The sequence below is a fragment of the Alkalibacterium iburiense genome (assembly GCF_039521845.1).
In the GTDB taxonomy this organism is placed as follows: Bacteria; Bacillota; Bacilli; order Lactobacillales; family Carnobacteriaceae_A; genus Alkalibacterium; species Alkalibacterium iburiense.
Genome location: NZ_BAAACW010000116.1, coordinates 1 through 10,011, shown reverse-complemented (window position 1 = coordinate 10,011; position 10,011 = coordinate 1). Strand labels below are relative to the sequence as shown.

Below are 10,011 nucleotides of genomic sequence, written 5' to 3'. Positions count from 1 at the left end.
AAAATCGCACTGTTAACAAGGAAAAGTAGTAAACCGGTTAGGTTTTGACACCCTAACCATAGTATCTTAAATGAACATGTTTAACTCATATAATGAAAACAACCCCTATAATTATTAGATTTTACTCTAACTTCAGGGTTGACACCTTACAAAAGGTCTATTGTATTAATACAAAGAGTGAATTGTTTTATTTGGAATTTTTGTACTATCCTGATTCATACATTTCTCTGATATTATATTACTCTTAGCTGTCTCTGTATACTGCACATAGGCTATAATGACACCCCAATAAACCCATTGCCATTCTATTATTATATTTGATGCAGAGGATAGAGATGAGAATATGAAACTCACTACATAGGCAAATAAATATAAAGAAGCAGTTTTTACAAAAGGATTCTTACTATATTTATGAGATACGTATAATTGTCTGAGAATATAAATATACATGATGATATATAATGTAAATGTAATTAACCCGTACCCTGTCAAAATATCCATAAACCAATTGTGTATATTCGGTGCATCTACTTCAAGCACAGGATAATGTGTTAACCAATGCTCGACATTACCAGCACCTACTCCGAGACCAAAATGTTTTAAAACATAAATAAATCCATTTATTATCATATTTATTCTATAGAGATTCGATCCTCCGTGGCTGATAAAAGCTTGCAGCTCGCCATATATGGCTTGACGAACAGACGAAAAAGCAAAAAAGACAATAATTCCTACTGAACTTAGTGTTAAAGTAGCATAAACTAAGTAAGTGATTACCTTTCGATTTAATACTTTTAAACAAACAATTGTAAGTATAAATACAATGAAAGCTAATTGATTACCTCTAGAACCTGTTCGATATAATAAGAGTATGGTTGCTAAAATTGAAAATATGCTTGTGAGTTTAAGCCAATTCCTTTTGGAAAGCTTAAAGAATATACAAGAAAAAGGTATAATGGCAAAGATAACTGTAGAATAGTCATTAATATTAGCAAAAGTCGAATAAGGTAACCTGTTTGTCCAACTAGTTGCAAATTGAGCCGCTCGATTGCTACTTAATCTTGCCCAGATATAGTGATTGGTCATTATTTCATATATTCCAATAAGTTGATGTAGAACTATCATTAAGAAGACTATCAAAAATAATCGTTTGATATCACTCTCTGTTTTAGCAAATGAACTTATAATAAAGATTGAAAACACTCCACAACCTACGAAGAATATACCATTGACCCACCTCGAAATATCGCTAACCCATAATATCGAAATGACCGCTGAAAATAACCAAAAGAGATAAATTAAACGGTACTGAAGTTTTTGCCTTTGAAACGTACTTTCAAGTATAGAATGATTTTGGAACATTAGAAGTATCCCTAACCCAAATATAGTGATTAACATAATCCGGTAGATTGATACCTTCGCAACACCTATATCAATGGCTAAAATATGTGCACCTAAAAACACGGATGCTACTAGCAAGTAAGTTAATTTTTTCATAAGACACCTCAATCAACATATCGCTATATCTCAACGATTTTCACCCTAACATCAGGATACAATTTCAAGTCTTTTCTTTGGGAATGATACCAATCTTTAGTCGTTTCATTTCTCTTAACTAAAAACACAAATTCATTGTACTGCTCACTAATAGGTAACTCTGAAATTTGTTTTGTAATTTTTACATTTTTCGAATCGTATTGTACTATTTTATCCTTTAAAGTCTGATCTAAATCATTTTCCGACAATACCACCAGAGAATCAAAGTCGCTGTTTAGAATATCAAATGCAACTTTATCAATTGAAGCCCCGCTATCTTCTTTCATATAAATTTCGTCGCTTGCCCATCCATAGGTAAATCCGTAACGAATTTTATTGCTTAGCAAAACTTTTAAAACAGCTACAAATATACCAATACCAATTCCGATGACTATGCCCACAATCGCTTGAATTAATACATTTCGTACCGATAGTTGACCAACAGTCATAGATAATTCTTCCTCATCAATAATATCTGGGTATGAGAGAATGTAAACATTTTTATTACTAAGAAATTCTAAATCATTGTCTTCTAGCCATTCTGTATAAGCATCAGCTACTGCTAAATTTTCTTCATCAGATCCTATATTAACAGTGACTTCCATTAGATTGCTTGATGTATTTCTTTCAATATTAATAGGGTCCTCAGGAGTATATATAGTTTCGTTTTCTTCAGCAAATTCTTCTAATACAGTTTCAATATCTACTTGTGTCATATTTTCTATTTCTCGGATAACTTCTTCTTGCGTCAACATGATTTCAAGTAAATATGAATTGGTGAAAGCACCTTGTAATTCTTCCTCTAAATATATATCAAACTGTGCAGGAGTAGTAATTATTTCTTCTTCACCTTCTTCTGTACTCTGAAAATCAGATTGCATAATAAACAATACGGCTACAGACAAAGCTGAAATGATGATTGTGATTAATGTGATTAACCATTTTTCTTTTTTTATTAAATCCCATAACTCTAAGATAAATGTCTTAATGTCCATTATTTACTCCTCTGTTATTTTTTAGCAAATTTAATTAAATCTTTTAACTCTTTATTAAAAGCTAAGGATACCAAAACAATATATACAAAGTAAATCAAAAATCCAAATACTATGTTAAATGATGTTGCAGTAATGTAAAATACAATTAAATGACTAGCTAATAAAAGTAATTCTTTATTGGAACTTTTCAGGTAACTATATTCAACTCTAGTCGCATAAATAAACCAAAATATATAACAAAAAGTAGTGGCAAATGCTATAGCTAATAAATTTTGAGTGATTAGATAGACTAATCCAACTAAAGCAAATGAGGATGCAGCAAATATGAGACTGTCTTTAAAATATTTCATTTCGCTTCGCCGAGATTTGTATAGATTGGCAATCAGTATTTTAGATACCATAATATAAGGAATCGCTATAAATGTCACTGATAATAATGATAAAGAATCTATATAGTCTGTCAAAAAGAACTCAATTATTCTTTTAAATACAAAGAAACCCAGTCCTCCAAACACACCTAAGAAAATGGAAATACGCTTTGTTAAACGTAACATATTTCTATCTTCTTTTTTGGAAATTATATTATAAAAGACCATTCCTACAGCATTAACTATGAGTAAAATTACATTTAAAATTGAACTTTGAAAGGAATACTGAGCGAACTCTTCAATGCTAAAACCAAAATTAACCACCCAGCTCCCAACATTTCCGACAAAAGTGAGGGACATATTAGCAATTAAGATGAAAAAGCCTACTTTAAATATTGAAAATTTATTTTTGAAATTCCAAGTTGAACTAAATCCATATTCTTTATAAAATACGTACTCATAATATAAAAACACAAGAAGGTAACTCAAGACGCTCATGAATATGTAGACGAGATAGTTTTCAGATCTTAATACAAATACTCCAAACAAGAGAAAGCCTACATAAAATATACTTTTATAAATATTTCCATTCGCAAACACTTTGAAATTCCCGACTGCTTGGGAAAAGTTTTGATGATAGGTTTTTATAGTAATGAATAAAGTTGAACAGGCAAAAAATGCAATAATATAATCTTGCATAATCAATCCATATATAATCATTGGTAAAAAGATTATAAACTGAAACAGCCTAATAAAATTATGCTCAGAATGAACTTCTTCCCTGTTAACTTTATCCGGATCTACCCCTCCATATTTAATGTATATTCCATCATTAAATCCCAGATTAAACAAATAAACAAAGCTTAAATAGAGGGTATATTCTTTATAGTGACCATAAGCAGCCAAAGATAATACCGCAGGCAATATAAATCCTACGATAAAACTACTTCCAAAATTAGCTATATTAGCTATAGTCACTCTTAAAATGTTTTTAAACAATCTTATAATCTCCCTTAGATTAAAACGTTAATTAATTCTACTATCTAAATCGATTGATATTATACTTTGCTAAGCTGGCTAAGTAATAACTATACTGATTTTTACTAAAAATACTGCCCAGTTTGTTACCAGGGTTAAAAGGAAATTCAAGTAGTTCTGGCCATTTTTTTTCAATAATCTCTTTATGAAAAGAACGACTAGTTCGTTCCTCTCTAGAAATACTTATCCATAATTTAATTAGATAACGGCAATTAAAAATATAAAATGGATTTGAAAACACATCATAATTATTAGCATTATTAGGCAACCAACGTCCAAATCTATATTCCCAGAAAAATAAATCAAATTTAGACACATCATAATCATTTTCAGCATCTTTTATCCACTTTTTTATATGCTTTTTGTTATTCTTAGAATAATTATGTGTTTTAGTATTTAAATAAAATAAAGTGGCCAGTTTTTCTGAATAATTTTTCCCAAAATTACTTTTCACAATTGGAATAATATCACCTGCTAAAAATTGTCTATGTGATAGAGGGGATTCCGATAATGAAAATCCATTTTCGAGAATTCTTTCATTTTGCTGATAATCTAAGATTTTTGTAAGTTTATTTAAAGCGGTCTTTTCAATTGGAATTCGTTCAATAGCATGGTGTTCTAAGTTTAGTTTTTCTGCCATTCGTTTTGGTACTACTAAGTCCCAATTCTCTTCATCCCCTTTATCATAAAAGGTATATAACGGTATATCAGACACATGGTCTTTCATTAAAGCCAGCAATAATCTACTATCTAAACCCGATGTGATAGGTAAGGAAAATTTGTACTCTTTCACAAATCTTTCAATTATATCGTCCATTACATTTATTGTTTCATCTAGAACAAAATCAAAACTTTTTTCAACCTGCTTTTCATTTGGATAATATCTAAACATCTCCATTTCATCTACATTTAATAAATGGTTTGGTATTAACGTCTTAACTTTATTGTACATCGTTATATTATAAGGAAGAGGGTGTTGTTCTTCCGCCTTACTTTTTATTTCTAGAGATTCCTCAGACAATGACATATTAGTCAATTTTCCAATTAAATGAGTAGTCGACGAAATATACATATCTTGTTCGTCGAAATAGAAGTTTACTGGAATTGTACATGTTGCGTCTGGTAGGATCTGCGTAGAATTTCCATAACTCCTAATTATTATATATCTTCCTACTAAATAATCACTGTATCCAATTACTTCGTTGAGAGTACTCATTTCAGCCATTTCTTTACAAATATCAATTAAATTCAAATCAACTTTTTTACAATGTACGGCATGGCCCAATATAATAATTTTTGAATTCTCGTTAAAGAAATGTGTGACTTGTAAATCATTGTAATGTAGGTAAATGTCATTCGTTTTTATAGTATTCTTAAAGCTCTTAAATTTTCTTTTAGATATTAAATATAACTTATCCATTTAGTTTCCCCTCTAACTTACGTCGTTTTTCTCTTACCTTGGACTCTCAATGTTATAACTTTTAACTTCCTTATCTAAAAATCTTTTATATAAGCTTGCTGATGTATCATTTGTAAATTTTCCATCAATCAGTCTTTTTTCAATCGTACTACTTTCTACATTAACAGGTTTAAAATCTTTGATACTCTCCACCCATTGCGTTTTATCCTGTATGGAAAGGTATTTTACTAACCCTAAACCTAAATCGCATTCTTTAGTTATAGTATCTGATAATAATGAAGAAGTAGAAGTAGCTTGAGCTTCTATTACTACTGTTGGTAGTCCTTCATTTAAGGATGGTAATACAAAAATATCCATCATTTCAAAAAGATTCGGTATGTCATCTCTATAACCTAGAAAAATAACATTCTTTTCAAGTTCTAAATCTTTAATAAGTTGTTCAATTTCATTCTTTAACAATCCTTCACCAGCAAAAAACCATATAAAATTTACATTTGACTCTTTCAAATCTTTTATTATATCTACCATAAATTTGTGATTTTTTAATTCTCTAAACCTTGCAATGCTACCTATAACTAAACGGTTATCATCGATTCCTAGAATATCTTTTTTTAGTTGCCTGCTGTTCCTTTTGCAGCTGAACTTTTCATAATTAATACTGTTAGGAATGTGAACAATCTCATTCTTTAAAGCTTCTTTTTCACCAAAGATATTAATTGAAGCTTTTATACCACATGATAGTTTCTCTTTTGAAAGTGTGCGATTGACCCATTTTTTTAATTTCTCTTGTAAGAAATTGTTTTTTAATTGAGGAGCAGCGGTATGTGCATGGATAACGAACCGGTGTAGTTTATTCTTTTTAGCTATAAGATAAAAAGGAATGGCTTTAATTCCATAAACATGAGAATGAATCAAAGTGTCTTCTGGTAACTTATTCATTATGCTGTTTACTTCCTTGTAAAAGATTTTTGATCCTTTTTCTTTAGGATTGCTTATTTTATAGACTTTACCACCAGTCTCTTCAATCAATCGTTCGAAATCAGAGCTAGTATCATCAAATGTGATGACGTCAAATGGTACATCTTGATCTGCAAAAGCTTGAGCTTTATTAGCTATAAAAGCAGAAATCCCTCCGCCATATCCACTCATTATATGCAGTACCCGAGGACATTTATATTTATGTCTCACTAGTCATCTTCCTTATATCAAATATTTTTGTAAATGGATTTAATTTCTCTAGAAATATTATTCCAGTCAAATTTTTTGTATGCCTTCAAAGCATTATGGGATAGTTCATCATATTCCTTCATTATTTTCACTACTTTAGCAGTAATACCACTAACATCTGTAGGGTTAACCCCATATCCGACATGACCTTCTTTAAACTGTCTATAAAAGCCTTGGTCTTTAGTGTAAATAATGGGTAGTCCTTGACTCATAGCCTCAGGGTAAACTAATCCAAAAGTCTCCTGATATGAAGGTAATATAAATATATCATTATCCCTATAAAGATCTATAAGATTCTCCATCGGAACGAATTCATGTAAGTTTATCTTTATTGCGTAGTCCTTTTGAAGTTCTTTAGCGTACTCTTTGTCACGAAACTTTCCAACAAGTGTGAGTGTGACATCCATGTCATATTCATTTTTCAAATGCTCTGCTACTTTAATAGTAGTCAATTGATTCTTACGCTTTTGTACTTCTCCTACAGATATTAAGTTAATCTTGCTATCTGTATTTAAACTTTTTTGATTCCCTTCATTAGCAAACCAAAATTCATCAATTCCGTTTGGGATGATAGAAGAGTTATTTATAATATACTTTTTTAAGCGTGCATCGTGAATATATTTCTCTAGTAGTTCTAATCTTTGAGTTTCCGAAAGAAATATGATGTGTTTAGCATTCTCCAATACCTTTCTGCCTCTGCTCCTAAGATTTAATCGTAGTTTAAAAAATCCATCTAAATCCGTATACCCTCTAACTGTGACTACGTATGGAATATCATATTTTAATTTTAATTGATACGCAATATTCCCATCAGTAAACAGCGTATGTGCATGGGTCATGTGATAATCTTTAGGGTTTAGAGTCTCAAGTAATTTAAGTAATATTTTTCTTTGCTTCCACATAAAAAAGTATCGATCAACATGCTTAAATGCAACCGGATTGTATACGTTATATTTGGAGTCAAATTTAATTTCTTCATTTTTTTCGGACTTCATTGGCATAAAAACTGTATTAGTAATATCTTTTGATTCCAGTTTTTCCATTAAACTTTCATGTAATTTAGATGTTAAATAATTAGAATTAATATGAAGAACCTTCACAAAATCATTCCTTTCGAACTAAACTCTTCTTAATACTGCATTCATCACATAAAAACCAAAATAGTATAAAGCTTTATGCAAAGGTAGATTTTCTAAGTTTCTATAGGTATTCCATGTTCTTTTTAATGCTTGTATTCTATTACTAGATAATGAGGCTGGTACACTTCTATATTGATTTAAAACATCATCAAGTAGATAAGCATAGTCGTGACTTCTTAATATTTTTAGCCACGTCGCAGTGTCCTGTCCTTTACGTACAAGAGGCATTCTAAATTCACCAATAATACGTTTATCAATCATCACTGTACTGCATGCAATGGCAGTGTTTTTTAAGAGACCGGTATAATTTAGTTTTTTAGGCAATTGTACATCAGCTTTTTTTAAGGACCCATCTTCGTTTATCAAATCAAACTTAGTATAAGTAAACCCAAGACTGTTCTCTGTCATAAAATTTACTTGTTTTTCTAATTTTGATTTATACCATTTATCATCACTATCTATAAAAGCGATAAAATCTCCTTGTGCCTTTTCTAAACCCGTATTTCTCGCTACAGCAGCTCCACTGTTTTTTTCTAATTTCACATACTTAATGCGATTATCTTTCAGAGCAAAGTTCTTTATAATTTTTGCACTATCATCAATAGAGCAATCATCAACTAAGATATATTCAAAATTTTTATACGTTTGTGCTAATACTGAGCTTATAGTTTCACCTAAATATTTTTCAGCATTATAGACAGGAGTTATGATTGAAACTAAGTTCTTAGTCATTTTAATTCTTCTCTCTTTAATTAATTCTAAATTATTTTAGTATCTTTATATCATCAGGAAAAGGTTCTGTTTTTAAATTCAATAGTTCTTCTTCGTCTACCCCTTGTGAAGAAACTTTATCAAATAAAATTTTGATTGTTTGTAGCATAATCTTAATATCAAAAAGTAAGGAATACTTTTGTATATATAATAAATCAAAATTAAGTTTACTGTTAAAATCACTTGCGTACTTACCGTATACCTGAGCAAAACCAGTAATTCCTGCTCGAATATTATGTCTAAGATCATAATATTTGTTTTCATTGATGAATTGTTCTACGAAAAATGGACGTTCCGGTCTTGGTCCAACTAAAGACATGTCACCCTTTAGTACATTAAAGAGTTGAGGCAGTTCATCTATTCTTAATGACCTTAAATACTTACCTACCGTCGTCACACGTGTGTCATTTGCTGATGCTAAGACTGGACCAGAATCTCTTTCTGCTGTTGCACTCATTGTTCGGAATTTCAAAATATTAAATTCTCTTTGATTTTTAGTTATTCTAACTTGTTTATAAAGTATAGGACCTTTTGAAGTAAGTTTAATTATGATAGCTGTAATAATCATAATAGGTGATGTTACAATGATCATCGCTAAAGAAATCAAGAAATCTATTACACGCTTGATCAAGTCTTCTTCAGGTGAAATTTTGAATTCATTTATTTCAATAATACTTTCATCTTCAATATTCATTATATTGGGATTTATTAATACTAAATTCTCAAAAGAAGTAGATAGAAATAATTGCTTATTATTCCTGATTACAAGCTCATAAATTTCTGTTCGAACCTTCTCATCTATATGTTTGGCTATATAAACAATATCAACTTGATTAATCGAAGATTGAACATTTTCAATATAGTTATCTATAGCTACAGCAGTAACCTTATGTCGATTGTTTTTAGCTTGATTTATATTAAATATGGCTCTTTTACAGCTTATTTCATCACCAATCACCAGCACATTTTTAGTTCCATCAACTTTAAGATATAATTGAAAAACTATCAATCTCCATATAGTTAATAAAACACTGCTTATGACAAAGCTAATTAATATAATAGTTCTCGGAAAGGTAAACCATCTTCCAAAGAAAGTCATAGCCATTATTAAGATACTCATGAAAAACTGTACTATAACGGTCAAGTATACGAAATCTGTTCTTTGTTTATTATACATTACATAATTCCCAAACATTATATTTAAGAATATAAATGCGATAAATATAAATGGTCGTGCACTTTCATACGCAATGTAGTTAAACTGAGGGATGTTCCAATCATAACGTACTAAAAAGGATAGTACGAAAGATAAATGAAATATCACCACATCAGTAATTATAATAAATAGCTTTTTTGTATTATCAAACCCGCTCGATTTTTTCATGAGGGGACCTCCTAGCATTTTTTAGTTAGTGTCAATACTTTCTTTTAAAAATTGCTTACAATGGTTGTTATATCAAGGAAAAACAAAAAAACACTTGCCCCTCCCCTAAATCTCGTTCAAAATAGTAGGTACC

8 protein-coding genes are annotated in these 10,011 nt (G+C 30.1%); all 8 read right to left on the bottom strand.

What is annotated here, in order from left to right:
• Positions 1-165 precede the first annotated feature (165 nt).
• The gene (locus ABDZ53_RS09560; protein ID WP_343755941.1) at positions 166-1,497 is read right to left on the bottom strand and encodes an O-antigen ligase family protein; all 1,332 of its coding nucleotides are present in this window, start codon (positions 1,495-1,497) and stop codon (positions 166-168) included.
• A 23-nt stretch (positions 1,498-1,520) separates the two neighbouring features.
• The gene (locus ABDZ53_RS09555) at positions 1,521-2,531 is read right to left on the bottom strand and encodes a hypothetical protein (protein ID WP_343755939.1); all 1,011 of its coding nucleotides are present in this window, start codon (positions 2,529-2,531) and stop codon (positions 1,521-1,523) included.
• A 14-nt stretch (positions 2,532-2,545) separates the two neighbouring features.
• Positions 2,546-3,898: an MATE family efflux transporter gene (locus ABDZ53_RS09550; RefSeq protein ID WP_343755938.1), complete on the bottom strand. Its 1,353-nt coding sequence runs from the start codon at positions 3,896-3,898 to the stop codon at positions 2,546-2,548.
• A 40-nt stretch (positions 3,899-3,938) separates the two neighbouring features.
• Positions 3,939-5,357, bottom strand: a complete 1,419-nt coding sequence (locus ABDZ53_RS09545; RefSeq protein ID WP_343755935.1) for a hypothetical protein — start codon at positions 5,355-5,357, stop codon at positions 3,939-3,941.
• 33 nt (positions 5,358-5,390) lie between these two features.
• Complete coding sequence (locus ABDZ53_RS09540; protein WP_343755933.1) at positions 5,391-6,545, bottom strand: glycosyltransferase; 1,155 nt, start codon at positions 6,543-6,545, stop codon at positions 5,391-5,393.
• 17 nt (positions 6,546-6,562) lie between these two features.
• A complete protein-coding gene (locus ABDZ53_RS09535; protein ID WP_343755931.1) occupies positions 6,563-7,627 on the bottom strand; it encodes a glycosyltransferase family 4 protein in 1,065 nt (354 codons plus the stop codon).
• Positions 7,628-7,702: 75 nt separating this feature from the next.
• Positions 7,703-8,455: a glycosyltransferase family 2 protein gene (locus ABDZ53_RS09530; RefSeq protein WP_343755929.1), complete on the bottom strand. Its 753-nt coding sequence runs from the start codon at positions 8,453-8,455 to the stop codon at positions 7,703-7,705.
• A 31-nt stretch (positions 8,456-8,486) separates the two neighbouring features.
• Positions 8,487-9,878 (bottom strand): sugar transferase, encoded by a 1,392-nt coding sequence (locus ABDZ53_RS09525; RefSeq protein ID WP_343755927.1) that lies wholly within the window; start codon positions 9,876-9,878, stop codon positions 8,487-8,489.
• Positions 9,879-10,011 lie beyond the last annotated feature (133 nt).